21 protein-coding genes are annotated in these 26,454 nt (G+C 70.1%); 12 read left to right on the top strand and 9 right to left on the bottom strand.

The features are described 5' to 3' along the window. Nucleotide 1: 1 nt before the first annotated feature. Nucleotides 2-2,317: a right-handed parallel beta-helix repeat-containing protein gene (locus OHA34_RS22095; protein ID WP_329518776.1), complete on the bottom strand. Its 2,316-nt coding sequence runs from the start codon at nucleotides 2,315-2,317 to the stop codon at nucleotides 2-4. Between the two features lies 1 nt (nucleotide 2,318). After that, nucleotides 2,319-3,587 carry a glycosyltransferase family 2 protein gene (locus tag OHA34_RS22090; RefSeq protein WP_285939821.1) on the bottom strand — a complete coding sequence of 423 codons (1,269 nt, stop codon included), beginning with the start codon at nucleotides 3,585-3,587 and terminating at the stop codon, nucleotides 2,319-2,321. A 511-nt stretch (nucleotides 3,588-4,098) separates the two neighbouring features. Here OHA34_RS22090 and OHA34_RS22085 point away from each other — a divergent pair. The 3 genes from OHA34_RS22085 to OHA34_RS22075 all read left to right on the top strand — a co-directional run bounded on the left by OHA34_RS22085 (nucleotide 4,099) and on the right by OHA34_RS22075 (nucleotide 7,934). Next, the gene (locus OHA34_RS22085; RefSeq protein WP_285939822.1) at nucleotides 4,099-5,934 is read left to right on the top strand and encodes an acyl-CoA dehydrogenase; all 1,836 of its coding nucleotides are present in this window, start codon (nucleotides 4,099-4,101) and stop codon (nucleotides 5,932-5,934) included. A gap of 207 nt (nucleotides 5,935-6,141) precedes the next feature. Then, nucleotides 6,142-7,614, top strand: a complete 1,473-nt coding sequence (locus OHA34_RS22080; RefSeq protein ID WP_329518775.1) for an OmpA family protein — start codon at nucleotides 6,142-6,144, stop codon at nucleotides 7,612-7,614. 83 nt (nucleotides 7,615-7,697) lie between these two features. Then, on the top strand, nucleotides 7,698-7,934 hold the full coding sequence (locus OHA34_RS22075) for a DUF6458 family protein (protein ID WP_285939824.1): 237 nt from the start codon (nucleotides 7,698-7,700) through the stop codon (nucleotides 7,932-7,934). A 66-nt stretch (nucleotides 7,935-8,000) separates the two neighbouring features. On the opposite strand, the gene OHA34_RS22070 is transcribed toward OHA34_RS22075, so the two are convergent. The 4 genes from OHA34_RS22070 to OHA34_RS22055 form a co-directional block, all read right to left on the bottom strand. Continuing rightward, nucleotides 8,001-9,365, bottom strand: a complete 1,365-nt coding sequence (locus tag OHA34_RS22070; protein ID WP_329518774.1) for a dihydrolipoamide acetyltransferase family protein — start codon at nucleotides 9,363-9,365, stop codon at nucleotides 8,001-8,003. A gap of 5 nt (nucleotides 9,366-9,370) precedes the next feature. Next, nucleotides 9,371-10,351 carry an alpha-ketoacid dehydrogenase subunit beta gene (locus tag OHA34_RS22065; RefSeq protein WP_285939826.1) on the bottom strand — a complete coding sequence of 327 codons (981 nt, stop codon included), beginning with the start codon at nucleotides 10,349-10,351 and terminating at the stop codon, nucleotides 9,371-9,373. After that, entirely contained in the window at nucleotides 10,348-11,481 is a 1,134-nt protein-coding gene (gene pdhA, locus OHA34_RS22060) for a pyruvate dehydrogenase (acetyl-transferring) E1 component subunit alpha (protein ID WP_329518773.1), read from the bottom strand. Before pdhA ends, OHA34_RS22065 begins: the two co-directional genes overlap by 4 nt. Nucleotides 11,482-11,716: 235 nt before the next feature. Then, entirely contained in the window at nucleotides 11,717-12,466 is a 750-nt protein-coding gene (locus OHA34_RS22055; RefSeq protein ID WP_329518772.1) for an ATP-binding protein, read from the bottom strand. Nucleotides 12,467-12,616: 150 nt separating this feature from the next. Here OHA34_RS22055 and OHA34_RS22050 point away from each other — a divergent pair, with 150 nt between their 5' ends. The 3 genes from OHA34_RS22050 to OHA34_RS22040 are packed head-to-tail and all read left to right on the top strand — an operon-like array spanning nucleotide 12,617 to nucleotide 14,844. Continuing rightward, entirely contained in the window at nucleotides 12,617-13,468 is an 852-nt protein-coding gene (locus tag OHA34_RS22050) for a helix-turn-helix domain-containing protein (RefSeq protein WP_329518771.1), read from the top strand. Beyond that, a complete protein-coding gene (locus tag OHA34_RS22045; protein WP_329518770.1) occupies nucleotides 13,465-13,674 on the top strand; it encodes a DUF397 domain-containing protein in 210 nt (69 codons plus the stop codon). Before OHA34_RS22050 ends, OHA34_RS22045 begins: the two co-directional genes overlap by 4 nt. Before the next feature lie 57 nt (nucleotides 13,675-13,731). Beyond that, nucleotides 13,732-14,844: a hypothetical protein gene (locus OHA34_RS22040; RefSeq protein ID WP_329518769.1), complete on the top strand. Its 1,113-nt coding sequence runs from the start codon at nucleotides 13,732-13,734 to the stop codon at nucleotides 14,842-14,844. 24 nt (nucleotides 14,845-14,868) lie between these two features. Here the strand turns inward: OHA34_RS22040 and OHA34_RS22035 are convergent, their stop codons facing one another. Next, a complete protein-coding gene (locus OHA34_RS22035) occupies nucleotides 14,869-17,232 on the bottom strand; it encodes a hypothetical protein (protein WP_329518768.1) in 2,364 nt (787 codons plus the stop codon). 98 nt (nucleotides 17,233-17,330) lie between these two features. After that, nucleotides 17,331-18,950 (bottom strand): hypothetical protein, encoded by a 1,620-nt coding sequence (locus OHA34_RS22030; RefSeq protein WP_329518767.1) that lies wholly within the window; start codon nucleotides 18,948-18,950, stop codon nucleotides 17,331-17,333. 93 nt (nucleotides 18,951-19,043) lie between these two features. On the opposite strand from OHA34_RS22030, the gene purS reads away from it, so the two are divergent. The 6 genes from purS to OHA34_RS22000 all read left to right on the top strand — a co-directional run bounded on the left by purS (nucleotide 19,044) and on the right by OHA34_RS22000 (nucleotide 25,521). Continuing rightward, a complete protein-coding gene (purS, locus tag OHA34_RS22025; RefSeq protein WP_285939834.1) occupies nucleotides 19,044-19,286 on the top strand; it encodes a phosphoribosylformylglycinamidine synthase subunit PurS in 243 nt (80 codons plus the stop codon). Nucleotides 19,287-19,502: 216 nt separating this feature from the next. Then, nucleotides 19,503-19,943: an ATP-binding protein gene (locus OHA34_RS22020; protein WP_285939835.1), complete on the top strand. Its 441-nt coding sequence runs from the start codon at nucleotides 19,503-19,505 to the stop codon at nucleotides 19,941-19,943. Between the two features lie 98 nt (nucleotides 19,944-20,041). Beyond that, a complete protein-coding gene (gene purQ / locus OHA34_RS22015; RefSeq protein ID WP_285939836.1) occupies nucleotides 20,042-20,722 on the top strand; it encodes a phosphoribosylformylglycinamidine synthase subunit PurQ in 681 nt (226 codons plus the stop codon). Nucleotides 20,723-21,813: 1,091 nt separating this feature from the next. Continuing rightward, nucleotides 21,814-24,015 (top strand): phosphoribosylformylglycinamidine synthase subunit PurL, encoded by a 2,202-nt coding sequence (purL, locus tag OHA34_RS22010; protein ID WP_285940098.1) that lies wholly within the window; start codon nucleotides 21,814-21,816, stop codon nucleotides 24,013-24,015. A 202-nt stretch (nucleotides 24,016-24,217) separates the two neighbouring features. Beyond that, on the top strand, nucleotides 24,218-24,607 hold the full coding sequence (locus OHA34_RS22005) for a hypothetical protein (protein WP_329518766.1): 390 nt from the start codon (nucleotides 24,218-24,220) through the stop codon (nucleotides 24,605-24,607). 98 nt (nucleotides 24,608-24,705) lie between these two features. Then, nucleotides 24,706-25,521 carry a CPBP family intramembrane glutamic endopeptidase gene (locus tag OHA34_RS22000; protein WP_285940099.1) on the top strand — a complete coding sequence of 272 codons (816 nt, stop codon included), beginning with the start codon at nucleotides 24,706-24,708 and terminating at the stop codon, nucleotides 25,519-25,521. A gap of 46 nt (nucleotides 25,522-25,567) precedes the next feature. Here the strand turns inward: OHA34_RS22000 and map are convergent, their stop codons facing one another. Continuing rightward, nucleotides 25,568-26,392, bottom strand: a complete 825-nt coding sequence (map, locus tag OHA34_RS21995) for a type I methionyl aminopeptidase (RefSeq protein ID WP_329518765.1) — start codon at nucleotides 26,390-26,392, stop codon at nucleotides 25,568-25,570. Between the last annotated feature and the right edge of the window lie 62 nt (nucleotides 26,393-26,454).

The following is a 26,454-nucleotide window of genomic DNA, read 5'->3' as shown; positions in this document are numbered from 1 at the left end:
GTCAGACCCCCCCTCGGTCGGGCTGCGGGACGCCGTGCCGCGGCGTCGGATGCGGCGGGGTCTGCGGTGGCGGTACGGGCCGCGGCCCCGTCTGCTGCGGCGAGTGCGGCGCGGACGGCTGCGGACCCCGCGGCTGCGGCATCTGCGGCGGGACCGGCGCGGCGGCCATCCCGTGCGCGCCGGCCGGCCGCTGCCCGTGCTGCGGTCCCGCCGCGCGCCGGCCGCCGCCGGACGGCATCGGCTGCGGAGCTCCCGGCCCACCGGGCGGCGGAGCCGCGTACCGTCCGGCCGCCTGCTGCCCAGGGCCCTGCCCGCCCGGTACGGGACGTCCGGGCGCCATGCCCGCCCCGCCCTGCCCGACGGGCCTGCCGGGCGCGCCCTGCGCGCCTGGGGCGCCCGCCATGGCCGGCTGCCCGGGCCGTCCGGGTGCCGGGCGGCCGGGACCGCCCTGGCTGCGAGGCAGGCTCCACACCTGCCGCTTCGCCATCGGCTGCTGGAGCGAGTACGGGTGCACGCCGCTCCTGCCGATGCGCAGCCCGCCGTTGCGGGACCGGAACATCGAGAAGAGGACCACGGTGAACACCCCGGCCCAGATGAGGTTCAGCGGCGTCATGTAGCGCTGCGCCTTCATCCACAGCGACGCGGTGTCGGTCCAGCCCTCGGTGTTGTTGTCCTCCTTGGCGACCGTGCCGTGCGCCCGCGAGGTGCTCACCGCGCTGGTGCCCCGTCCGTTGAGCGTGTTGTCGCGCACCTCCGAGCCGCCGGACGCGCCCTTGAGCGTGATGCCGTGCGCGGTCGCGCCCTGCACCACGTTGCCCACCAGCTTGGCGCTGGCGTTGCGCAGGTAGATGCCGGTCTTCGCACCGGTCACCGTGTTGCCGGCCAGGCTGGCGCCCTTGACCCCGTCGCGCAGCGCGATGCCCTGCCGGACCTGCTGGGAGAGCTGGTTCCCCGAGATCTGCACCTCGGTCGCCGCCGCGCGGACCACGATGCCCATGTCGCCGCCGATGACCTTGCTGTTCTGCACCGAGAGCTTGTCGCCGCCCATCAGCTCGATGCCGTAGTGCCCGTTGCCCTGGGCCACGCTGTTGTTGATCGAGCTGTCGCCGAAGCTCTCCAGCGACTCGCCCGACGCGGACGGCCCGCCGGCGAGCGCCTGCCCGTTGACGGTGAAGCCGTTGTGCCCGTTGCGCTCGGACGTGCAGTTGGTGACGCGGACCTTCTCGGTGGCCCGGGACAGCACGAACCCGTCGCCGCGGCTGCCGGTGACCAGGGTGCCGGAGATGTTGGCGTTCTTGGCGAAGCGGTGCATCACCAGCCCGTTCACCAGGCTGTTCTCGATCCTGTTGTTGGTGACCTGGGTCTGGTTGGAGCCGGACACGAACAGCCCGAACGCGTCGCCGCTGATCGTGCTGTTGTCGATCGAGCCGGTGACCAGGTCGGCCGCGGGCACGTGCGTGGCGGTGCCGCCGGGCTTCTCGATCTCGATGTCGCCGGGGCCCCCGCCGCCGCCCCCGCTCTGGCCCGGCTGGTTCTGCTGCTGCCGCTTCTTCTTGGCGGCGTGCCGCTGCTCCTTGTTGAGGTGCTTGGCGGCGCTCGCCGGACGGTCGGTGCCGGTCAGCGCGATCCCGCCGGTCCGTCCGCTCCAGAAGCCGAGGTCGGACACCTTGGCGTACTTCATCCGCAGGTCGCCGCCGACGGCGCGGATGTAGGCGCGGCCGTCGGCGACCTGGGTGTCGGGCCGCCTGGTCCGCGGGTCCCAGCTGGTGATCCGCACCGGCTGCCGCCGGGTGCCCTCGATCTTGATGCTGCCGCCGAAGCTGACGATCGACCCGAACGCGCCCGGCATGCTGCCCATCCGCAGGGTGAGCGGCCCGGACGGGTTCTGGAGCACCAGCTTGGCGCCGTCGGCGAGGAACACGTGGATGCCGAGCAGGTACCCGCCGTCCGCCTGCCGCTGGACGTACCTGCCTCCGTACTTGGCCAGGTCCGCCACCGTGTAGGGCCTGCCGCTGTTGACCGCGGGCAGCACCAGCGTCTTGCCCTGGGCGGAGCCGAAGATCTGCGGGCGCTTCCACTGCGCGGTGGCGTCCCCGCCGATCTGGAGGATCGCGGCCAGCACCGACCGCACCTGCATGATCCGCTGGTCCTCCTGATCGACCAGGGCGGCCTGCCGGGTCGCGTCGGCCAGGGGGGCGGCGTGCGCGGACGGCGGCGCGGCGCCGCCGGGGGACAGTCCCAGGGGCAGCGCGGCCAGCGCGAACGCCAGCGCCGGCCCGGCGGACGCGATGCGGCGCCCGAGCGGACGAACCGTCACCTCAGCCCACTCCCTGGAGCGATCCGGCGCTCTGCCCGGCGCCGCCGACCTGGTCGGAGGTGCGGGTCAGCCAGCCCTGCTTGTTCATCGTCACGAACGCGTACAGCTTGATCGGCAGCGAGATCATGATGATCACCAGCGCGGTCAGCGGCAGCAGCAGGATCTCGGCGGGATGCCGCTTGATGTGCGAGTAGCCGCGCACGCCCCGGCCGAGCAGCACCCAGCCGACGGCGAGGGTGATGCCGAGCGGGTGCAGGTTGTCCATCATCCGGCTGAAGATCAGGTAGCCTAGGGTCACGCCCATCGTGACCGGGGTGAGCAGGATCTGGAGCACCGTGACCTTGGTGACGAACGGCGTCTTCCACAGCCAGCCCTTCCACAGGGCGGTCAGGTAGCAGCGGTAGGAGTTGCGGCTCCACCGCACCCGCTGCTTGACGAAGGCGCTGAACTTGTCCGGGAACATCGAGATCGCGCGCGCCGACGACTGGTGCACGGTCTTGTAGCCCTGGGAGAGGGTCAGCCAGGTGAGCCGGCCGTCGTCGCCGGCGATGCAGCGGCGGCCCATGAAGAACTCGTTCTCCAGGTTCTCCACCACGGGCAGGATCACCGAGCGCCGGTAGGCGGCCGTCCGGCCGGATAAGCAGGCGACGCCCCCCTTGGAGCCCATCGCCGGGACGTAGTCGTAGTAGCGGAGGTTGACCAGCCAGTCGGCGATCCGGCGCCACACGCTGCTGGTGCGCTGGTACACGTTCTGCTGCGTTCCCACCCCGCCGACCTGCGGGTCCTCGAACGGCATCTGCACCGCGTCTAACAGGCCCGGCTGCCATAAGGTGTCGGAGTCGGCGAACACCACGATCTCGCCGCGGGCGGCGCGGATCCCGACGCCGAGCGCCGAGCGCTTGCCGGAGTGCTCGTAGACCAGCACGTGCAGCCGCGGGTCGGTGACCTGCGCGAGCCGGCGGTGCCCCTCGGTGTCGCCGACGTCGATCACGATGATGATTTCGCTGGGGTTCTGGACGAGCCAGCTCTCCAGGCAGCGGATCAGGATCTCGGGGTCCTCCCGGTACGACGGGACGACGGCCGAGACCGTGGTGCGGAAGTTGTTGACCACGGGCTTGTCCATCCGGGACAAGATCACTCGGTAGAGCCAGAGCGACCAGACCAGCAGTCCCGCGAAGCCCAGCGGAACGAACTTCCGCCAGTCGCCGCCGGCCGTCGCCCCCGCGATCGCTCCCCAGGCGTCATTGAGCCACCCAGTGACAGACGACAAGGCGTTCTCCCTCCATCCGGTGGCCGCGGGAAGAGGGGCTGACCCTTGTGACCCGCGACACCACCAGTAAGAGTGAGCATCCAGCCGAATGGTTCACGATTGCCGGATCCGGTCACCGGCAAGAACAGAGCCCTGCCGAATATCGGTTCAGTGAGGGCGTCGTCAAGCGATTCGAGGCAGAGAGTCTACATATTGTGGCGTCCGTCGCGGTTCGGAGTGGTCGGCCACATCCTTCTGGAACATCTGACTGGGAGTTGATGTAGCTGTATAGGGATTTGAGTCCTATTTATCGCTTGTTGAGCGATTTTCGGGGTGTCGTTAGGTGATCATGTGGTGGCTTGATGTGAGTTGCGTCACTTTCCCTGAATGAGGACAACCGGTCACGGTGCAATCCACACAAATCGGGCGCTCCGATGGGTTGCCACTGGTTACCAGCGGGTAGCATGGTGTCGAGTTACCGACCAGTACGTTGTGCGGGGCCGCGAGCGCCGCCGGACCCGACGGGGTGTTCATGGGGCACTACAAGAGCAACCTCCGCGACCTGGAGTTCAACCTCTTCGAGGTGTTCGGCCGCCAGGAGCTCCTCGGCAGCGGCCCCTACGCGGAGCTGGACGAGGACACGGTGCGCAGCATCCTGGACGAGGTGAACCGGCTGGCCGAGGGCCCGATCGCCGCCTCCTTCGAGGACGCCGACCGCAACCCGCCGACCTTCGACCCGGCCACCGGCTCGGTCGCCATGCCGGAGAGCTTCAAGAAGTCGTTCAAGGCGTGGATGGACGCCGAGTGGTTCCGCCTCGACCTGACGCCCGACTTCGGCGGCAGCGGCGCCCCGCGCTCGCTCACCTGGGCCGTCGCCGAGCAGGTGCTGGGCGCCAACCCGGCCGTCTACATGTTCTCCTCGGGCCCCGGCTTCGCCCAGATCCTGTGGCAGATCGGCACGCCCGAGCAGAAGCGGTTCGCCGAGCTGGCCCGCGACCGGCAGTGGGGCGCCACCATGGTGCTGACCGAGCCGGACGCCGGCTCCGACGTCGGCGCCGGCCGCAGCAAGGCCGTCCAGCAGCCCGACGGCACCTGGCACATCGAGGGCGTCAAGCGCTTCATCACCTCGGCCGAGCACGACATGGCCGAGAACATCTTCCACCTGGTGCTGGCCCGTCCCGAGGGCGCCGGCCCCGGCACCAAGGGGCTGTCGATGTTCCTGGTGCCCAAGTACCTGGTCGACACCGAGACCGGTGAGCTCGGCGAGCGCAACGGCGCCTACGTCACCAACGTCGAGAAGAAGATGGGCCTCAAGGTCTCCACCACCTGCGAGCTCACCTTCGGTGAGAAGCACCCCGCGATCGGCTACCTGGTCGGCGACGTGCACGAGGGCATCAAGCAGATGTTCCTGGTGATCGAGTACGCCCGGATGATGGTCGGCACCAAGGCCATCGCCACCCTGTCCACCGGCTACCTCAACGCGCTGGAGTACGCCAAGGAGCGGGTGCAGGGCGCCGACCTCACCAGGATGACCGACAAGACCGCGCCCCGCGTCACCATCACCCACCACCCCGACGTCCGGCGCAGCCTGCTGACCCAGAAGGCCTACGCCGAGGGGATGCGCGCGCTGGTCCTGCTCACCGCCACCTATCAGGACGCGGTGCAGATCGCCGAGCACGAGGGGCGCAGGGACGAGGAGGCCGAGAAGGTCAACGACCTGCTGCTGCCGATCGTCAAGGGCTTCGGATCCGAGCGGGCGTACGCGCTGCTCGGCGCCGAGTCGCTCCAGACCCTGGGCGGCTCGGGCTTCCTCCAGGAGTACCCGGTCGAGCAGTACATCCGGGACTCCAAGATCGACACCCTGTACGAGGGCACCACCGCCATCCAGGGCCAGGACCTGTTCTTCCGCAAGATCCTGCGGGACAACGGCGAGGCCCTCAAGGTGCTGGCCGGCCAGGTCAGGGCGTTCGCCGAGAGCGACGCCGGCAACGGCCGCCTCAAGAACGAGCGGGCGCTGCTCGGCCGGGCCCTGGACGACGTGCAGGGCATGATCACCCCGATGACCGGCTGGGCGCTGGCGTCCCTGGAGGACCCCCGGGAGCTCTACAAGATCGGCCTCAACTCCTCGCGGCTGCTGCTCGGCCTCGGCGACCTCATCGTCGGCTGGCTGCTGTGCCGGCAGGCCGAGGTCGCGCTGGCCAAGCTCGGCGGCGACGCCGTCTCGGACGCCGACAAGGCCTTCTACACCGGCAAGGTCACCTCGGCGCAGTTCTTCTGCCAGACCGTCCTGCCGCGCCTCGCGTCCGACCGGGCCGTCACCGAGTCGACCACGCTCGACGCGATGGACCTGCCCGAAGAGGCGTTCTGACCCGACCCGCCCCCGGCCCCTGACCCCGCCTCCCGCGGACCCGTGAAACGGCCCCCGCCGCGCCCCGCCGCGCGACGGGGGCCGCCGCGTTCCGGCCGGGCGCGTTCCCTCAGGTCCGGTGGGCACCGCTGCGCGGGACGGTCCGGATGACTTACGCTCGGCCGGGTCCGTCCGCGCCCCGCACCCCCCGAACGAACCGGAGAGCCGATGCCGGCCCGCAGACTGCACGCCCCCCTCGCCACCTCCCTCGCCGGGCTGCTGCTCGCCGCCGGCTGCTCCGACTCCGGCGGGCCGGAGAAGAGCGACCCGCCCAAGGTCACGGCCGGGGCGGCCTCGTCCGCGCGCGCGCAGACCGGGGGGCAGCCGGTCAAGGAGGGCTGGTTCGGCGCCGCCGACGGCCTGCACGCCCGCGTCGAGGTCAAGGGCGTCGAGCGGCAGGGCGCCAAGTCGGTGCTCCGCTACACCGTCACCTCCCTGGACGCCGCCGCCAAGTCGGTGCCGTTCGCCGTCCGGCTGCTCGACCCGGTCGGCCGCAAGCTCTACAAGCCGCTGGCCCCAGGCGCGGCGAGCGAGCAGTTCCCGCCGAACGCGCCGCGCGAGATGACCGCCGAGTACCCGCCGATCCCGGCCGCCGTCGAGAAGATCACCGTGATCACGCCGGGCACCGCCGGGGAGTTCACCGGCGTCCCGGTCACCGGCACCGGCGACGCCCCGGCCCCCACCAGCGGCGAGGCCGCTCCCACGGACAACCCGGCCGAGCTGTACGACATCACCGAGGGCGAGATCAAGGACGTCACCTCCAGCGGGTCCGACGTCACGATGAACCTCCGCACCGACGTGCTGTTCGCGTTCGACTCCGCCAAGCCGTCCGGCCGCGCCGCGTCGGTGCTCGACCAGGCGGCCAAGGGGATCAAGGAGAAGGCCGACCCGGGCAAGCGGCCGCTCACCTTCAACGGGCACACCGACAGCAAGGGCGGCGACGGCTACAACCTCAAGCTGTCGCGCGAGCGCGCCGAAGCGGTGATGAAGGAGCTGAAGAACCGGCTCGGCGGCTCGTTCAAGTACTCCGCGCACGGCAAGGGCGAGGCCGAGCCGATCGCCAAGGAGGGCGGCGCCGACGACGCCAAGGCCCGCGCCCGCAACCGCCGCGTCGAGATCTCCTACTCGGTGCGGCAGCAGGCCGATGGCGCCACCAACGCCTCCACCGCCGCCGCCGACGGCCGCGGCGGCACCGTCCGCCCCGCGGGCTTCCGCGCCCAGGACGGCGCGACCGTGGCCAGCCGCTTCGGCCGGTTCGGCGGCGCCAAGCGGCGGCTGGACGTCAAGCCGTTCTACCGCGACGGCGCCTACATCGTCGCGGTGTTCGACCTGGTCGACGAGGGTCCGGGCAGCACCCCGCCGGACGCCGCCTACCCGCACAAGGACTACCCGGGCGGCGCGTTCACCTCGTTCTCCGTGCTGGCCCCCGGCGGCACCGACGTCTACCGCGCCGTCCGCGTCGGCCCCGCGCCCGCCGGCGGGTCCGCCGCCTACGTCGACCCGGGCCGCGCCACGTTCCGCACCGCGATCGACCAGCCGGTGCGCGGCTTCGCCTACATTCCGGCCCCGCCAGGCCCGATCTCCTCGGTGGTCTTCGACGGCGGCCCCTTCGGCAAGGTGAACAACGTGCCCGTCTCCTGACCACGTCCAGCCGCGCACGTGTGACCGGACAGCCAGCGGATAGTTAAAGAGCACGGCTGTAGAACGTCTGGCGGAGGTCACGCATGGGTGTCGGCGTCAGCATTTTCACGATCACCCTCGGGTTGATCCTCAAGTTCGCCATCCGGGCGGACGCGATGAACGACCCGGTGGACATCCACGTGATCGGAGTCATTCTGATCATCGTCGGCGGCGTCTCGTTCGCCCTCCAGCTCGTGCTGATGACCCGGACGCAGCAGCGCCGCTCCAGGCCGGACGACCGCGACCACCTCTACGACGGCGACAACCCGCCGCCCCGCTGACCCGGACGGCCCGGACCGCGCACGCAAGGCCGTGTGCGCGGTCCGGGCCGGGCCGGGCGGACGAGGTCAGCTCCAGGCGAGCATCCGGAGCGGGTCCTCCAGCATGTCCCCGACATCGCGCAGCACCCGCGACCCCAGCTCGCCGTCGATGACCCGGTGGTCGAACGAGAGCGACAGCGTGGTGACCTTCCGGATCGCCAGCTCCCCCTCGTGCACCCACGGCATGTCCCGGATCTGGCCGACCGCCAGGATCGCCGACTCGCCCGGCGTGATGATCGGCGTGCCGGTGTCGATCCCGAAGACGCCTATGTTGGTGATCGTGATCGTCCCATCGGTCAGGTCGGCGGGGGTCGACTTCCCCGTCCGCGCCGTCTCGACCAGCGCGTTCAGCGCGCGGGCCAGGTCCGGCAGCGACAGCGCCTGCGCGTCCTTGACCTTCGGCACGATCAGCCCCCGCTCGGTGGCCGCCGCGATGCCGAGGTTGACGTAGTGCTTGACCACGATCTCGGCGCCGGACGGGCCGTCCGCCCAGACGGCGTTCACCATCGGGGTGCGGGCCACGGCGGTGAGCAGCGCCCGCGCGATCAGCAGCAGCGGCGAGACCTTCACCTCGGCGAAGTCCGGTAGCTCGCGCAGCCGCCGGACGGCCTCCATCGTGCGCGTCACGTCGATCTGGAGGAACTCGGTGACGTGCGGTGCGGTGAACGCCGATCCGCTCATCGCCGCCGCGATCGACTTCCGCACCCCCTTGACCGGGATCCGCTCCTCCCGCACCCCCTGAGCCGGCACCGGGGCGGAGACCGGCGCGGCCTGCGCGGCGCGGACGTCGTCGCGGGTGACGGACCCCTGCGGCCCCGTCCCGGCGATCGTGGCGAGGTCCACCCCGAGGTCCTTGGCCATCTTCCGCACGGGCGGCTTGGCCAGCGGCAATCCGTTGTCCACAGCCTGTGGACGAACGACCGCGGGCGTCACCGGCGCCACGGGCTCGGGCGCGGGCGGCTCGGGCGCGGGCACGGGCTCGGCCGCACCGTTCGACTGCTTACGCGGACGCCGCTTGGTGGCGCCCGGCAGCACGCCGTACCCCACCAGGACGGGCTCCCGCTTGGGCGTGTCCGGCGTGACGGCCCCGGGCTCGTCCGCCTTGGGAACCTGCGCCTCAGCGCCGTCGCCGTCGCCGTCGCCGTCACCGGCGACGTCCACGGAGATGATCGGCACCCCCACGTCCACCGTCTCGCCCTCGGTGACCAGCAGCCCGGTCACCACGCCCTCGAACGGGCAGGGCAGCTCGACGATCGCCTTGGCGGTCTCGATCTCCACGATGGTCTGGTTGACCTCGACCTGGTCGCCGGGCGCGACATGCCACTTGACGATCTCGGCCTCGGTCAGCCCCTCGCCCACGTCGGGCAGCTTGAACTGCTTCGTCTCCGTCATCGGCGTCACCATCCGAAGGTCTGGTCGACGGCGTCGAGGATCCGGTCGAGATCGGGCAGGTAGTGCTCCTCGACGCGCGAGGGCGGGTACGGGGTGGAGAAGCCGCCGACCCGCAGGACGGGGGCCTCCAGCCGGTAGAAGCACTTCTCGGTGATCCGCGCGGCCAGCTCGGCGCCGTAGCCGCTGAACACGGGGGCCTCGTGCACCACCACGCAGCGTCCGGTCCGGTTGACCGACGCGACCACCGTGCCGATGTCGAGCGGGTTCAGCGACCGCAGGTCGATGACCTCCAGCGAGCGGCCCTCCTCGGACGCCGCCGCGGCGGCCTCGATGCAGGTCTTCACCGACGGCCCGTACGCGAGCACGGTCACGTGCTCGCCGGGGGTCACCACCCGGGCGCTGTGCAGCGGCGTCCAGCCGCCCTCCTCGACCTCGATCGCGGCCTTCTCCCAGTAGCGCCGCTTCGGCTCGAAGAAGATCACCGGATCGTCCGAGCGGATCGACTGCTGGATCATCGAGTACGCGTCCGCCGGGTTGGAGCAGGCCACCACCCGCAGCCCCGCCGTGTGCGTGAAGTACGCCTCGGGCGACTCGCTGTGGTGCTCCACCGCGCCGATGCCGCCGCCGCACGGGATCCGGATCACCACCGGGAGCGTCACCTTGCCGAGCGACCGCATCCGCATCTTGGCGAGCTGGGTGATGATCTGGTCGACCGCCGGGAACACGAACCCGTCGAACTGGATCTCGCACACCGGCCGGTACCCGCGCAGCGCGAGCCCGATCGCCGTCCCGATGATGCCGGACTCGGCGAGCGGCGTGTCGATGACGCGCTCCTCGCCGAAGTCCTTCTGGAGCCCGTCGGTCACCCGGAACACGCCGCCGAGCCGGCCCACGTCCTCGCCCATGATCAGGACCTTGGGATCGTCCTCCAAGGCCTTGCGCATGCCCATGTTCAGGCTCTTGTTCAGCGTCTGCTTCTCGCTCACGGCCGCGCGCTCCCCTCAAAGGACTCCAGGTAGGCGGCGAACCGCTCCTGCTCCTCGGTCATCAGCGGATGGTCCTCGGCGTACACGTTCTCGAAGATCGACAGAGGCGTCGGGTCGGGCAGCGCCAGGCACGCCTTGCGCAGGTCGGTCGCGATCCGCTTCGCCTCGGCCTCGACGTCCTCGAAGAACGCCGCGTCCGCCAGGTCGCCGCGCACCAGGTACGCCTTGACCCGCTCGATCGGGTCCTTGAGCTTCCACGCCTCTTCATCGGACTTGAGCCGGTAGCGCATGGGGTCGTCGTTCGTCGTGTGCGCGCCCATCCGGTACGTGAACGCCTCGATCAGCGTCGGGCCCTGCCCGGTGCGCGCGTTCTCCAGAGCCTTGCGGGTCACCGCCAGGCAGGCGAGGACGTCGTTCCCGTCCACCCGCAGCCCGGGGAACCCGAATCCCTGCGCCCGCTTGAACAGCGGGATCCGCGACTGCTTCTCCAGCGGCTCGGAGATCGCCCACTGGTTGTTCTGGCAGAAGAACACCACGGGCGCGTTGAACACCGAGGCGAACACGAACGCCTCGTTCACGTCCCCCTGGGACGTGGCGCCGTCGCCGAAGTAGGCGATCGTGGCGCCGGCCGAGTCGGTCCCCAGCACCCCGTCCCGCTGGATGCCCATCGCGTAGCCGGCCGCGTGCAGCGTCTGGCTGCCGATCACGATCGTGTACAGGTGGAACCCGTGCTCGGCGGGGTCCCATCCGCCGTGGTGCACCCCCCTGAACAGCCCCAGCAGCTTCACCGGCTCGACGTTCCGGCACCAGGCCACGGCGTGCTCGCGGTACGTCGGGAACACCATGTCGTGCTCGGCCAGCGCCCGTCCGGACCCGATCTGCGCGGCCTCCTGCCCCAGCAGCGAGGCCCAGAGGCCGAGCTCACCCTGCCGGGTCAGCGCCACCGCCTCCCGGTCGATCCGCCGGACGATCACCAGGTCGCGGTAGAGCCCGCGGATCTCCTCGGTGGTCAGGTCGAGCGGGTAGTCGGGATGCTCGACGCGCTCCCCCTCGGGGGTGAGCAGCTGCACGAGCTCGGGCTCGGCGTGCACCGGGGTGTCTGGCGCGCCGCGCACGGAGTCGATCGTCATCGATGACACTCCTCGTTCGGGGCCGGAACGCGGGATCGCCGCACGCCGGCCGACAACAGTGGCACCGCCCCAGGTAAGGGACGGATAGCCGCTAAAGCCATCGTGGCAGACATCACACCCAACGGCGCAAGACCCCGCCACCGACATCCCTACCCCGACCCACCCCCGCCACCCCGCGCCAACGGCCTCCAGACCACCCCAAGGTGACGCACATCACCGTCCACGGCGCCAGACCTCAGCCCGCGTCCAGCTCCTCGTTGCACCACACGACGACCTCGGAGACCTCGACAACCTCAGCGAGCGGATATCGGACCGTCCCGGTGAGCGGAGTGGTCAGCGAGAAGCCACCCTGCCGGGCGAACACGGTGATCTCTGGCCGTACCGACAGAACGGCCATGCCCAAGCCTTCACACCGGTGCACCGGCTTCAGCCCCCGAGCCATGAGTGCCGCCTCCAGCACCCGCCCGGCTGTCCGGCAATCCGGCGCGGAACGGACGACGGGATGGGGTTCGGGGATCGGCAGGGCGAAGTAGGCGACTTTGCCGGAGACCGCAGCGGCGCTGAGCCGTGACCGCGTCCGGTGAACGCCCCAAGAGCCGCCATGCTCCGCGGTCAGGGCGTTGACCATCTCCAGCCCGCGCCCGCTCTCCGCGTATAGATCGGGCCGGACGCATCGGCGCGGCAGGCGTCCTATCCACGGCGCGCTGTCGAAGACCTTCGTCACGATCTCGACGTCCCGTCGGTACATGACGAGCTCGGGCGGCGCGTCCGGGGACTGGTCGTCGAACCCATGAACGAAGGCGTTGGCGGCCAGCTCCGAAACGATCGTGACAGCGTCCCCGACCACCCCCTCGGGCACCGCCATCGCCCGCAGCACCGCCCGCACCCGCGACCGCGCCGCTGCCGCACACGACGCGTCAACCGGCAGCGCCCAGACAAGAGGAGCTCCTGCAAGCAGTTCATCAGGGACCATCACCAAGATCACCGCCCGTCCGAGCCACCCTGGGGTCGCTCAACGTGTCCGCCTGGACGCCCAGAGTTGCATCCCATGGACGAGGGTGTATAGATTTTCGATTAGAAAATCTAAGAGCTGATTCCCGCTCCTTGGCCCCCGAACGCTGGCAGAGTGACGGTCGTGTCTGAGATTCGCGCTGCCGGGTACAGTCCGACGATCAAGAAACGGGCCTTGAGTAGGAGGCTCGTAGAGCTCCGTAAGCAGGTCGGGCTCACGACGACGGAGGTCTGCAAGCGGCTGCGCTGGAGCCCCAGCAAGCTCAACTACATAGAGAAGGCGAAGTGGATCGAGCCGAACTGCGAGGCCGTTGCCGACCTGTGTGAGTTGTACGGGGTTGAAGGAAACGATCGTGACGCGTTGATCAGGCTCGCGCGCGAGGCTCGGGAACGCGGATGGTGGTCGCGCTACAGCGACGTCTTCCGTAACGAGTATCCGGGTTTCGAGGCGGCGGCCTCGATCATTCGCACCTACCAGCACACCTTCCTGCCTGGCCTTCTTCAGGCCAGGTCGTACCTTGAGGCCCTGCCGCCGATAGTGGGGATCGACGATCCGGCTGAGATTAAGCGTCACGTGGACGCGCGCCTGGCTCGCCAGGAAATCCTTCTCCGTACAGATCACCCCTGCGGATTGCACGCTGTGATCGACGAGAACGCGATCCTGAGGATGGTCGATCCGAAGATCCGTCAACCTCAGTTGCGCCACCTTGTCGCCATGTCCGAACTGCCCAACGTGGACATCCAGTTGGTGCCGACCTCGTCCGGCCTCTACCGCGGGGCCGGGGAGCCCTTCACCTACCTCGGCTTCAGCGATCCAGGCGAGCGGGACATCGTCCTTCTGGAGACATCCGTCGATGACCGAATGCTCGAGGAGAAGGATGAACTCAGGAGGTATATGGTCAGATTTGACCGATTGTGCGAGGTGGCGCTCGATCCGGAGGCGACTCGCGCACATCTAAGAGAGGGGATCGGATGAAGCGGTTGGGGCCTTCCTTCGGGCACTGGCGCAAGAGCAGCCGATCCCAGGCCGGTGGTACTGAATGTGTCGAGGTGGCCGGAGCTGGCACGCTGCGCGGCCTGCGTGATTCGAAGGACCCTGGTGGCGCTGTGGTGATCTTGGGCTTGGACGGGTGGACCTCGCTGGTCGAGGAGATCAGGTCCGGGGCGCACGACCTCGCCTGAGGCGACCGCGGCCGGATGTGCATTCCCCCGGCTGCCCCTTCCTGGCATCATCGACCCGTGCGTTACAACCGGGTCATCGCTGGTGTGGTCGTGCTCGCGGCGGTGGGCGGGTGCACCGAGAAGCCCAAGTCCGCATTCGACCCCACCCCGAAGCCGGTCCGCCCCGGCCAGGCGGTCATCATCGCGGGTGACACGAATCTCAATCGAGATCCGCGTGACGGTGAATATGGCCTGCGCAGCAGCGCTTATGGTGGTGGCGGGATCGCGATATCAGCCGGTGGCGACATTTACTACCGCGTCTATTATGACAGCGAAGGACGCGTTGCGCGCTTGGGAAGAGATGGCAAGGTGTCGCTTTATGGAGTGGACATCGTGCCCGATCAGATGGTCATCTATGGTGATGATCTCTGGCTGATTGCAGCGGGTTTCGGGATCAAGGTTCTTCGAGTTTCGGTAGCCGGCTGGCGGCAGGCGGAAGTCATTAAATGGATGGACTTGAAGGATTCGAAGAACATTGAAGTGAGAGATTCGGCGGGAGGGTCACTGTCAGCTTCAGTGAAGCTTCAGCTCTATCCGAATTGGAAGGGGGCGAAGCTTGTTGTTCGTGCTGATGGTGTCCCGATCGTTATCTCTAAGACGGGAATGCTGTTTGAGGTTCGCGGGCCGGGGAGGCTTGATGAATGGCGTCCTCTCGGCTATGGCGATGCCCTTGCCAAGGTGGTCGAAGAAGGAGAATTTCAGCCCTCGGACGCGGTGCTCGACGACCAGGGTGGATTGGTTCTGCTAGGGCATGGTGGAATTATTCGACTACCGCGCACTGGTTCGGCGACTTCGGTTCGATTCCCGAAGTCAGTATCCCGCCTGCCTTCGTGGTCCACTGTTGTTTCCGCAGGTCAGGGGGCTGTGGTGCTGCTAGGGGGAATGAAAGCGAGCGCAATCGCGCCCCGGCCGACCCTGGTGCGACGAGATGGAAGGATGGAGCGGTTGTCGTGGGGTGGATTTGTCAGGTGTGACAAATTCGATGGGTCCCTTAGTTCCGTCGCATCCGCCATGTCGAGTGGTAGTGTCCGTGCGGCTGATGGCAGTATCTTGATGAATGATAAGGGTTGCGGTCGGGTCTACTCGTTCAAGCTTCCCGATCGGCTGGCCGGTTCTGCCTTTGAAAAGTGAGTGCAGTACGCCCTGGATCGAGGCTCAAGAAGGCGGGATGTTGTGGTCCGACGCACTCTCGGCTTTCCGGAGTACCTCTAGGCCGGTGACCTCGTCAGTCTGTGGTGTCCGTTCTTTGAAGGGGTGCTGCTTCGTCCACTGGATGACGCGGGCCTTGTCTTCCGTAGATAGATCCTCCTTCTTGAGAAGTGAATTGATCGTGGGATCGCCGGTGTTCCCGTGGTGGGCGAGTGCGTAGCCGCGAGCCAGGTCCAGATAGATCTGGTCCGAGTAGGTGGAATTTTCCGCTTTGATCTGCTCGATCTTCTTGTCGAAATCCTTGTACTGGATCTTGTCCAGGGCGAGATTCGTGCCGATGCCGTAGACATCGGTGACTCCGGGGACGGCACCGGCCGGTGATGCTCCGATGATCCCGCCGGTGATGTCGCGCAAGACGCCGAGACGCTTCTGGGCGTCTTCGTACTGCTTCTTCGTGATCTCCTCGCTGCTGGTCCGCTCCTTCGCGTAGGCGGCGATGAGGTTCCCCTCCAGGTATCCGGCGCGCACGATGGCGTCGCCCAAGCTGTGGGTGCGCAGGCCCCAGGCGAAGAGTCGCTGCCGATAGTTCTGGGTATCGGCGGCGAGCTGCGCCCAGGCCCTGTCGTCGGCGGCGAAGGTGCGAAGGAAGGACTGCATGTCCGAGCCGCTGATGTCCACGTAGGCGCGATGGGTCACCGGATCAGTGCTGGGCAGTTCGGTGCCGCTGGCGGTGCGGTTGGCGTCGGCGATGGCAGGGATGTGCATTCGGGTCATCTGCAACAGGCCGGAGACCAGACCCGAGCCGAGTTCGGCCTCGTACTGCTTGGTGTGGCCCATCCAGCGCGGGCCGCTTCCCTGAGGGGGGACCACGTCGAACCAGGGGAACAGGTCCGGCGGGCTTTCCTTCTTCAGCAGCTTGTCGACCTTCTCCCGGCCCTTGTCGTTCCACCAGGCGACGGTCTTCATGATCTCGGCGGCATTGCTCGCGGCCTCCTCCTCGTGCCCCTTCTCCGGGGTGGTCGCCAGCTTGATGACGGCCCCCGCGGCGGTACCGGAGTCAGGCCAGTCGGGGGCGACCAGCAGGGACGCGTAGGTTCCGCCATTGCCGCGGCTCAGCCACGTCAGCGCGTCGGCCTTCTCGGCGTCCTTGATGGTGAAGCCGTTCTCGAGGTCTGTGGCGACCAGCGTCCGAGCTGCCGCGCGGTCGTTCTGCCGGGAGATGCGGCCCAGGATGGTGAGGGCCGGGTCGTACTCGTTCAGCACCTTCGGATCACCGTTGCGGGCCGAGGTCCCCAGGCCCCAGGCATCCCACCAGCGTCCGTTCGGCTGGTTGGTGGCGTAGGTGTACTGGTCTCCGGCCTTGCCGCCGACCGTTTCGGTGATGGCGTAGGAGGGGTGTTTCTGGCGCCAGCGGAGGGCGGCCTTGCCCATGTCGACCAGGACGGACGAGCTCCACTTGACGTCCGGGGCGCTGAGCTTGACCAGGAGGGCCTGGCCGGGGAGGTCGGCGCCGATGGGGCCCAGGGCGTTGGCCAGGGCGCCCTGGCCGTCCTTCTTGCGGGAGAGGGCGGCCAGGGCGGTTCCGACGGCGCCCAAGAGGGCCTTGTCGTCCTTGGAGAGGGGGGCGCCGCTTCGTCTGTGGAGGGTGTAGGCGAGCTTTCCGATGGAGCCGGCCGGGACGTTGCCGAAGAAGGTGCCGAGGTACGCCTGGTTCTTGGCGTTCTCGCGGAGGGTGCGGCCGATCTCGTTGAGCAGGGGACCGTCGGGGTCCTTGAGGTTCTTGGCGAAGGCGAGGGCCTGGAGGCGGCCGAGATCGGACATCTCCCTGTCGCCGAAGCGTTCGAGGTCGGGGATCGCTGGCATCGGGCCGCGGGGCGTGACCTGGTTCTCGGCCAGGGCGTACATGACGCGGGTGCGCATCCGCCGGGCCTGGTCGCGGCACCAGTCGGACGTGCGGGCGCACTGGGCGGTGCCGGCGATGCCGGGGCCCTGGACGGCCAGCAGGCGGCGGACGCGGTTGCCGTGCCCCGGAAGGCCGTCGGCGGCGCGGTTCAGGGCGGTCTCGAGGCGTTCCAGGCCGCTGGGGGACACCGAGGCCACGCCGGGACGGCCGGACGCGGGGGTGACCCGGGGGATCTCCGGGACGGTCAGCACCATCGGCATGTGGTCGAGTTCCGACACCATCTTCATGATCTGGACCATCATCCGGTCGAGTGACCGGTTGTGGCCTTGCAGATCGGCGGTGAACGCGCCCGCCGAGCCGCCCTGCCAGACCTGCGGGCCCATCATGCGGACGATCTCGGACATGAGCGTCGAAATGGCCTGGAGTTCCGCCTGGACGGCCGGCACATCGATCTTTCCTGCGACCATTCGCGGCGTCCCCCTGATTCCCGTCCCGCCACAAGTAGCGCACGGGTACGACAGGGTCAACGGGCGCGTTGACCCGCCTTGACAAAGGGGGCGCCGCCCTACTCCCGGGACAGGGCCCGCGTGGCGCCGGCGGCCACGGTCAGGCCGAGGACGAAGCCCGCGGCCACCAGGAGGTTGGCGATCCACTGGTAGATCCCAGCCGGGGCGAAGACGCCCTCTTGGCCGAGCGATCCGACCGGCAGGAGCAGGTCGAGGGTGTAGAAGAACGCGTTGAAATGCGGGCTGTCGTCGGCGTTCAGGACGCCGGGCTTGTGCAGCGAGAAGACGACGGTGCCGAACGCCAGCAGGCCGATCAGCCAGCTCGCCGCGCGGAACGGACGGTAGCCGTAGCCGACCAGGGCGTCCTGTAAGTAGCCGATGGTCTTGAGGGGGAGGCCCTGGGTGCTCCGGCGGTCGCGGGCCTTCGCCAGGAGGATGGAGCGGCCGTCGGCGTCCAGTCCGAGGCTGCGGTAGGTCTGTGCGAGCCGCTCGTACGGCTGGGGCTGGTAGCCGTCGGTGTCGCGGCGCAGCCAGCCGAGGCGCTCGCGTGCGGTGAGGGGCGGCTCCAGGTTCTCGTACTGGAGGCCGTCCAATTGGAGGCGGGACGGCCATGTGCCGGCGTCGTCGCGCAGGAGGTTGACCCGGGCGTAGGAGAGGTCCGCTATGCCCTTGATGGCCTCGGCGGGCCTCAGAAGGAGCTCCTCGGCCTGGAGGCGCTGGAGGCCGAGGGCAGTCCCGGACTCGTGGCTGAGGCGCGCACCGCTCAGGCTGAGCTGCCCGGCCACGCGCGCGCCCGCGAAGCTGACGCCGCCGTCGGCGCTGAATCCGTCTGTGCAGTAGACGTCGGTCTCCACGGCGAGGTCGTCGGCGTTCAGGGCGGTGCGCTCGGGATGGACGAGCTTGGCGCCGACGAACGAGAGGTAGCCGCCGACGCGGGCGCCGCGGAGCCGGATCTCGCCTTCGGCGCTGAACCCGCCGTCGCAGAACACGTTGGCCGCCGCGTCGAGGCGGCTGGCGTACAGGGCGACGCCCGGCGGGTTGTGCAGCCGGGCTCCGCGGAAGATGAGCTGGCCGCCGATCCGGGCACCCGGCAGGCGGACCTCGCCGTCGGCGGTGAAGCCCTGGTCGCAGTAGACGTTGGCGTTCACGGTGAGGCGGTCGGCGAGCAGCGCGTCGTCCCCGGGATTGACCAGGTGGACGCCCGACATGTTGAGAATGCCGGTGATGTGCGCACCGTCCAGCCAGAGGCCGCCGGAGATGCGGCTGCCCTCCAGCCACATGTGCCCGTCCACCCGGGCGCCCGAGGCGATCAGACCGGGCAGGCCGCACCGCATCAGGTGGACGCTGCTCATCTTCGCCCAGTAGAGCTGCGGGGGCTCGTCGAACGCGCAGCCGGTGAGCGCCAGCGGGGCGGCCACCTCGGCGTGCCCCAGGTTCAGCGGGCCGACGACGCGGGCGCCGCTGAGACGGACCGCGGCGACCTGGCCGGGCTCGGCGGCGACGGCGCCGACGAGCAGCGCGACCAGCACCTCGGCCCGGACGGTCCGCTCGGGCCCCCACCGGTCGGCGCCGCCCGGGTCGTTCAGGCCCTGGTCGGCGGACGCCAGATCGACCGACTCGCCGCGCGGGAACGCCTCCCAGAGACGGCGTTCCGGAGAGGACAGTTCGTCGATGTTCATCCTCGGCTCCGGGGGACGGGTGCGTTCAGTGAGGCAATGGTGCCGTACGCTTCAGGTTCGTCAGCAAAAGCGCAGATCAATGAGGGGGCTGTCGTGGCGCGTGTCGTCGTCGACGTCATGCTCAAGCCGGAGATCCTCGACCCGCAGGGGCAGGCGATCTCCCGGAAACTGCCGCAGCTCGGGTACGAGGGCGTCGCGGCGGTCCGGCAGGGCAAGCGGTTCGAACTGGAGCTCGACGGGCCCGCGGACGACGCGGCGCTCGACCGGGCCCGCAAGATCGCCGAGACCCTGCTGGCCAACCCGGTCATCGAGAACTTCGAGGTGCGCGTCCTCTGAGCCTGGGCGCGGTTCGTCCGGGCGTTGTCGGTCCCGGTCGCCGTCCACTTCGGATCGGCCAGTGGGCCGGGGCGTTCGCGGTGCACGGAATAGGCCCCTGGCGTAACGATTATCCGAGTTTTCGCCGGGGAAGCCTAGGTGCGTCGAGCCGCGGAGCGTCCCTTCGGGGCGGTGGCCCGGCAGGGGGCTAGGCGACCACAGGGGTGACCGGTGGATATGAGGTTCTCGCTCGCATTGCCACGCGAAGCGCCGAGTATCCCGGTGGTCCGGCGGGTGATCGGCGACGCCCTGCGCGCGCTCGGCGTGGCCGACGACTGCGTCGCCGACCTGCTCCTCGCCGCGTCCGAGGCGTGCACCAACGTGGTCCAGCACGCCCGTGCCACGGGCGACTACGAGGTGGTCGGGCACATCGACCAGGGTGCCTGCACCCTCAAGATCATGGACTGGGGCCGGGGGCTGCGCGGGGCCGAGGAGGACCGCGGGATGTTGAGCGAATCCGGCCGCGGGATTAGGATCATGCGGGCGCTGGTGGACGACCTGAGCATCGACTCCTCGCCCGAACGGGGCACCGTCGTCCACCTACAGAAGCGACTGACCTGGAGCGACGAGGCCCTGGTTCGCCGCCTCGACCGCCGGCTCATGCCCAGCGCCGGGTAGATTGGACGCGCGCGGGGGGATCGTTGCGCGCAAGCGGTGATCGGCGGAGAGAGTACCCGCCCGCCCCGGCCGCACCTCATTTCGGAGGAACAGAACAGATGGACGCTGCCCGGGTTGGGGTCATCACCTTCCCCGGCTCCCTGGACGATCGTGACGCCGCACGAGCCGTACGGCTCGCCGGCGCCGAGCCGGTCACACTGTGGCACGGTGACCACGACCTCCAGGGAGTCGACGCCGTGGTGCTGCCAGGTGGTTTCTCATACGGGGACTACCTGCGGGCCGGGGCGATCGCACGGTTCGCGCCGCTGATGGCCGAGTTGGTGGCCGCCGCCAAGAAGGGGCTGCCGGTGCTCGGCATCTGCAACGGGTTCCAGGTGCTGTGCGAGTCGCACCTGCTGCCCGGCGCGCTGCTGCCGAACGCCGGCCTGCACTTCGTCTGCCGCGACCAGCGGCTCCGCGTCGAGCACGCGGAGACCGCCTGGACCGCCGACTACAGCCAGGGCCAGGAGCTGCTCGTCCCGATCAAGAACGCGGACGGGCGGTACGTCGCCGATCAGGAGACCCTCGACGAGCTGTCGTCCAGCGGCCGGATCGTGGCCCGCTACCTCGACCTGAACCCCAACGGCTCCCTCGACGACATCGCCGGGATCTGCAACGAGGCCGGCAACGTGGTCGGGCTGATGCCCCACCCCGAGCACGCCGTGGAGTCGCTGACCGGGCCGTCCACCGACGGGCTCGGCTTCTTCACCTCGATCGTCAAGAGACTGGTCAACGCATGAGCGAGCAGCCGCCCAACACCCCCGGCCCCCCGGACGGTCCCCGCCGCAGGGACCGCTCCGACGAGACGTCGATGGAATGGCTCGCCGGGCTCAAGTCCGACGCCGACGACCCCGAGCTCCAGCCGGTCGACCCGGCCGTGACGCAGGCGTTCGAGGCCATCGTCGACGAGGACGACCCCGCCGCCGGCGAGGAGTCCGGCCTGATCTTCGGCCCGTCGGACGACCCGTCCGGACCGTCCGGCGGACAGACCCCGCCCGCCGCCGCACCCGCACCCGCACCCGCCCCCGCCGACCCCGGCCCCGCTCAGAGCGGCTCGCGGCGCGGCGGCCGGCGCCGGGCCACCGGGCCGATCCCGAGGACGTCCGGCGAGCGGGCCGTCCCGGCGGCCGGGCGGTCGTCGTCCGGTATCGGCCATCCGGTGCCCGAGGAGACCTCGGGGCCGCTGACCGGTCCCATCCCGCCGCTGAACGAGGTCCAGGCGACCGATCCGGCCGAGGCGCCGGCCAACGCGGGCGACCCCGCGCGCGATTTCGTCAAGGCGCTGGCCGCCGAGGGCACCGGCATCGCGCAGGCGTCGGCCTCGGACCCGTCCGACCCCGGCTTCCCTGACCCCGGCTTCCCTGACCCCGGCTTCCCTGACCCCGGCCTCACCAACCCGGATGTCGCTGCCGCTGCCGCCGCCGCCCGCCGCGAGCCCCAGGGATCCCAGGGATCGGGGAGTTTCGAGAACCCCCGGTCCTCCCAGTCCCCCCGGAGCCCCGAGGGGCCCGGCGAGAGCAGCGGCCCGTTCGCCCTGCCCGAGCTCCGCGACCAGCAGGAGCCGCCCGCGCGGCCCGAGCGTCCGGCCGAGGGCTCGTCCGACCCCGTCGCGGGCCTCGCCGCGCTCGCCGCCGCCTCAGGCCCGGCGGGCGAGTCCGGCGAGTCCGGCCGGCCGGACAGGCCCGTGGCGTCCGGCGAACGGCCGCCGACGGGCCCGCAGCCCGTGATCACCGCGGTGGGCGTCCCGTCGCCCGCCGCCGACCCGGCCACCGACACGGTCGCGGTCGCCGCGGCCTCGCCCGACCGGCCCCAGCCGTTCGCCGAGCTGGGCATGAAGGACGAGGAGTACCAGCGGGTCCGCGACATCCTGGGACGCCGCCCCACCGCCGCCGAGCTGGCGATCTACTCGGTGATGTGGAGCGAGCACTGCTCGTACAAGAGCTCCAAGGTGCACCTGCGCCAGTTCGGCGACAAGGCCCCGCAGACCGACGCGCTGCTGGTCGGGATGGGGGAGAACGCCGGTGTCGTCGACATCGGCCAGGGCTGGGCGGTGACCTTCAAGGTCGAGTCGCACAACCACCCGTCCTACGTGGAGCCCTACCAGGGCGCGGCCACCGGCGTGGGCGGCATCGTCCGCGACATCATGTCGATGGGCGCCCGCCCGATCGCGGTCATGGACTCCCTCCGCTTCGGCCCGGCCGATGCCCCCGACACCCAGCGGGTGCTGCCCGGCGTGGTCGCCGGAGTCGGCGGCTACGGCAACTCGCTCGGCCTGCCCAACATCGGCGGCGAGACCGTCTTCGACGCCTGCTACGCACAGAACCCGCTGGTCAACGCGCTGTGCGTGGGCGTGATGAAGCACGGCGACATCCAGCGGGCGATCGCCCCCGGACCCGGCAACCGGGTGATCCTCTTCGGCGCCGGCACCGGCCCCGACGGGATCGGCGGCGCCTCGGTGCTCGCCTCGGCCACCTTCGACGACGAGTCGCAGCAGAAGCGGCCCGCCGTCCAGGTCGGCGACCCGTTCATGGAGAAGCTGCTCATCGAGTGCTGCCTGGAGCTGTTCGCCGAGGACCTCGTCGTCGGCATCCAGGACCTCGGCGCCGCCGGTGTGTCGTGCGCCACGACGGAGCTGGCCGCGGCCGGCACCGGCGGCATGCACGTCGAGCTCGACTCCGTCCCGCTGCGCGACGCGACCCTGCGCCCTGAGGAGATCCTCATGAGCGAGTCGCAGGAGCGGATGATGGCCGTGGTCGAGCCCGGCAAGGTCGACCGGTTCATGGAGATCTGCGACCGCTGGGAGATCCCGGCGACGGTGATCGGCGCGGTCACCGGCACCGGCCGCCTGGTGATGACCTGGCGCGGCGAGACGATCGTCGACATCCCGCCGGGCACCGCCGTCGACGAGGGCCCGGTCTACGAGCGTCCGATCGCGGTGCCCGCCGACCTCGGCGCGCTCCAGTCCGACACCCCGGGACGGCTGACCCGCCCGTCCAACGGCGACGAGCTGCGCCGCACCGTGCTGTGGCTGGCCGGTTCGCCCAACCTCGCCAGTAAGACGTGGGTGACCTCGCAGTACGACCGGTACGTCCTGGGCGACACGGTGATGGCCATGCCCGAGAACGCGGGCGTGGTGCGGATCGACGACGAGTCGGGCCTCGGCATCGCGCTGTCCCTCGACGGCAACGGCCGCTACACCCGCCTCGACCCGTACGCCGGCGCCCAGCTCGCGCTGTCGGAGGCGTACCGCAACGTCGCCGCCACCGGCGCGCGTCCCCTCGCGGTCACCAACTGCCTCAACTTCGGCTCGCCGGAGGACCCGGGCGTCATGTGGCAGTTCGCCCGCGCGGTCGAGGGCCTCGCCGACGCCTGCCGCTACCTCGGCGTCCCCGTCACCGGCGGGAACGTATCGTTCTACAACCAGACCGGCAGCACGCCGATCAACCCGACGCCGGTCATCGGGGTCCTCGGGGTGCACGACGACGTGCGCAGGCACGTCAACATGTCGTTCACCTCCGACGGCGCCACCCTGGCGCTGCTCGGCGAGACCCGCGAGGAGTTCGGCGGCTCCGAATGGGCGCACGTGGTCTACGGCCACCTGGGCGGCCTGCCCCCGCTGGTCGACCTGGCCGCCGAGGCGGCGCTGGCGTCGGTGCTGGTCCAGGCCGGTCGCGAGGGCCTGCTCACCGCCGCGCACGACCTGTCGGACGGCGGCCTGTCGCAGGTCCTGGTCGAGTCGTGCCTGCGCGGCAGCATGGGCGCCCGCATCATGCTGCCCGGCGACCCGTTCGTGTCGCTGTTCAGCGAGTCGGTGGCCCGCGCCGTGGTCGCGGTGCGTCCCGGCGCCGAGTCCAAGCTGGCGGCGCTCTGCGAGGCCAAGGGCGTTCCGGTCACGCAGATCGGCAACGCCGGCGGCGACTCGCTGACGGTCTCGGGCCGCGGCCCGGAGGGCGACCAGCAGGAGATGTTCTCGATCCCGCTGGCCGAGCTCCGCGAGTCGCACGAGCGCACCCTGCCGAGCTACGCCGGCTGATCCGGCACGCCCCACGGGCGCCCGTCCACCCACGTGGCCGGGCGCCCGTCCGCGTCACGGGCCGTCACTTGCCCGCCCTGCCGTCCCCGAGACCGGGGCCGCCACGGTCGTCCTGGGCCGTCTGGACGGGCGCTGGAGGCGCTTCCAGGGGCCGCCCGGCGGCACTCCACCTGATCCGGCGAAGCGTGCGATACTCCCGCGCATGCTCGTCACCCGAGAGAACGTCACCTACGCCGCCGAGCCGATCCCGCACCTGGTGGTCGTCGCGCCGCCGCACATGGACGCGCTCCCGCCGCTGACCGTGCGGGACGGCGTCGTGTCGAACTGCGCGGGCTGGAACCTCGCCGCCCGCCTCGCGTTCAGCGTCGTCGACGGCCCCGGAGAGGCCGGTTTCATGGTCCAGGGCGCCAACGGCCAGCGGGACGCGAAGGTGATGCTCCAGTGGCTCGAAGCCGTCGACAAGGCGGGCGGCGCCCTGGTGATCGCCCTGGAGTCCCCGCCCCAGGACCTGTCGCTCGAACACCTGGTGGCCATCCCCAACGCACGTGGCGGCTCGGTCCCGTTCCTCCCACCGGAGTCGATGGCCGACTAGTATTTGGGATGAATCCCCTGGTAGGGACCCCTGCCGCGATGCACCCTCGCGCACCCCCATGGGCCGGCCATCGCTGAGCAACAGGATGTGACGTGGCGATGATGGCGACGAGCGGGGAGCAGGACGGGCAGAGAGGGCGGCGGCTCACCTGGCCGTGGTTCATCGTGGTGGTCCTGGTCTATCTGGCCGTCATCCAGGGGCTCGGCCTGCTCATCGGGGTGGATACCCACGACTCCAAGAGCGAGTTCCCGACCACCGAGTCGATGATCCGTAACGCGCTGGTCCCGATCGGCGCCTCGATCGTGTTCGCCGCGGCCCTGACGACCTGGCTCGGCTGGTGGCCGGACGTCGTGCGCTGCCGGGTGCCGGTCCGGCGCTGGGTGTGGTTCGTGCCGGTCTCGATGCTGGTCGTCTCGGTCGCCGGCCTCGACTACGGGAACCTGGCCGACCAGCGCGTGACCCTGGTGCTGTGCCTGCTGGCGCTCGGCGTGTTCGTCGGCGTCGGCGAGGAACTGATGTTCCGGGGGATCGGCGTCAACGTCTTCCGCCGGGCCGGGCTCAGTGAGGGCAGGGTCGCCCTCTACTCTTCGCTGGTCTTCGGCGCGGCGCACGTCAGCAACGCCATCGGCCAGGGCACCCAGGCCGTTCTCCAGGCAGTGATCGTGTCCACCTCCGGCTACTTCTTCTACCTGTGCCTCCGCGTCGGCGGCACGATCCTGCTGCCGATGCTCGTGCACGGTCTCTGGGACACCGGCCTGATCTCCAACCTTGTCGGCTCCGATCCCGCCCCCTCGATCGGGATGATCCTGCCGATCGTGCTCCAGGTCGTCCTCGTCATCGTGCTGATCGTCCGCCGACGCGCGATCGCCCCGGTTCCGACCACGGCACGGCGGCGGCGCGACCCGGTGAGCTGAGCCGGCCGGACGGGGCGCTCGTTCGGGCGAGCCCACCGCTGGAGCATCAGGCGTCCTTTCCGGACAGACGAACTGGCGGGTCCTCCCTCGTCGCAGGGCGGTCAGGTTCACGCCGGGTGAGCACGAGGGGGCCGTCCTCGGTGATGGCCACCGTGTGCTCGGAGTGGGCCGTGCGCGAGCCGTCGGCCGACCGGATGGTCCAGCCGTCGGCGTCGTAGACGATCCGGTCGGTCGTGCGGGCGAACCAGGGTTCGAGCGCGAGGGTCAGACCCGGACGGAGCGTGAGGCCGCGCCCCGCCCGGCCCTTGTTCGAGACGTGGGGCTCCTCGTGCATGGTGCGGCCGAGGCCGTGGCCGCCGAACTCGTTGTTGACCGGATAGCCGTAGTCGCGGGCCACCGCCCAGATCGCCGCCGAGATGTCGCCCAGGCGGTTGCCCGGACGCGCCGTCTCGATCGCCGCCTCCAGCGCTTCCTCGGTGGCGCGGATGATCCGCAGGTCCTCCTCGGCGGCGGTCCCGACGACGACCGTGCACGCCGAGTCCGCCACCCAGCCGTCGATGCCGACCGCGAGGTCCGCGCTGAGGACGTCCCCGTCACGCAGCGCGTAGTCGTGGGGCAGGCCGTGCAGGACGGCGTCGTTGACCGACAGGCAGATGACGTTGCGGAACGGACCGCGGCCGAAGGACGGCGCGTAGTCCCAGTAGCACGACTTCGCACCGCGTCGTTCGATCATGGCGCGCACGTGGTGTTCCAGGTCCAGGAGGTTGACGCCCACTGCGGCGAGCCGGCGGACCTCGGAGAGCGCGTCGGCGACGAAACGCCCGGCCACGTGCATCCGCTGGATCTCCGCGGGCGTCTTCAGTTCGATCACGAGTACCTCACGTACAGGGAGTGCCGGTATTTCTATACCGGCACTCTAGTGCTTGACGGTAT

The sequence above is a fragment of the Spirillospora sp. NBC_01491 genome (assembly GCF_036227065.1).
Classification (GTDB): domain Bacteria; phylum Actinomycetota; class Actinomycetes; order Streptosporangiales; family Streptosporangiaceae; genus Spirillospora; species Spirillospora xylanilytica.
This window is presented reverse-complemented; position numbering and strand designations above follow the sequence as displayed.

Excerpts from the sequence above, each read along its gene's own strand:
- pdhA (WP_329518773.1), bottom strand. The coding sequence starts at position 11,481 with ATGACGATCGACTCCGTGCGCGGCGCGCCAGACACCCCGGTGCACGCC.
- purQ (WP_285939836.1), top strand. The coding sequence starts at position 20,042 with ATGGACGCTGCCCGGGTTGGGGTCATCACCTTCCCCGGCTCCCTGGAC.
- OHA34_RS22075 (WP_285939824.1), top strand. The coding sequence starts at position 7,698 with ATGGGTGTCGGCGTCAGCATTTTCACGATCACCCTCGGGTTGATCCTC.
- purL (WP_285940098.1), top strand. The coding sequence starts at position 21,814 with ATGAAGGACGAGGAGTACCAGCGGGTCCGCGACATCCTGGGACGCCGC.
- OHA34_RS22045 (WP_329518770.1), top strand. The coding sequence starts at position 13,465 with ATGAAGCGGTTGGGGCCTTCCTTCGGGCACTGGCGCAAGAGCAGCCGA.
- OHA34_RS22020 (WP_285939835.1), top strand. The coding sequence starts at position 19,503 with ATGAGGTTCTCGCTCGCATTGCCACGCGAAGCGCCGAGTATCCCGGTG.
- OHA34_RS22070 (WP_329518774.1), bottom strand. The coding sequence starts at position 9,365 with ATGACGGAGACGAAGCAGTTCAAGCTGCCCGACGTGGGCGAGGGGCTG.
- OHA34_RS22085 (WP_285939822.1), top strand. The coding sequence starts at position 4,099 with ATGGGGCACTACAAGAGCAACCTCCGCGACCTGGAGTTCAACCTCTTC.
- OHA34_RS22035 (WP_329518768.1), bottom strand. The coding sequence starts at position 17,232 with ATGGTCGCAGGAAAGATCGATGTGCCGGCCGTCCAGGCGGAACTCCAG.
- OHA34_RS22080 (WP_329518775.1), top strand. The coding sequence starts at position 6,142 with ATGCCGGCCCGCAGACTGCACGCCCCCCTCGCCACCTCCCTCGCCGGG.
- OHA34_RS22005 (WP_329518766.1), top strand. The coding sequence starts at position 24,218 with ATGCTCGTCACCCGAGAGAACGTCACCTACGCCGCCGAGCCGATCCCG.
- OHA34_RS22030 (WP_329518767.1), bottom strand. The coding sequence starts at position 18,950 with ATGAACATCGACGAACTGTCCTCTCCGGAACGCCGTCTCTGGGAGGCG.
- OHA34_RS22000 (WP_285940099.1), top strand. The coding sequence starts at position 24,706 with ATGATGGCGACGAGCGGGGAGCAGGACGGGCAGAGAGGGCGGCGGCTC.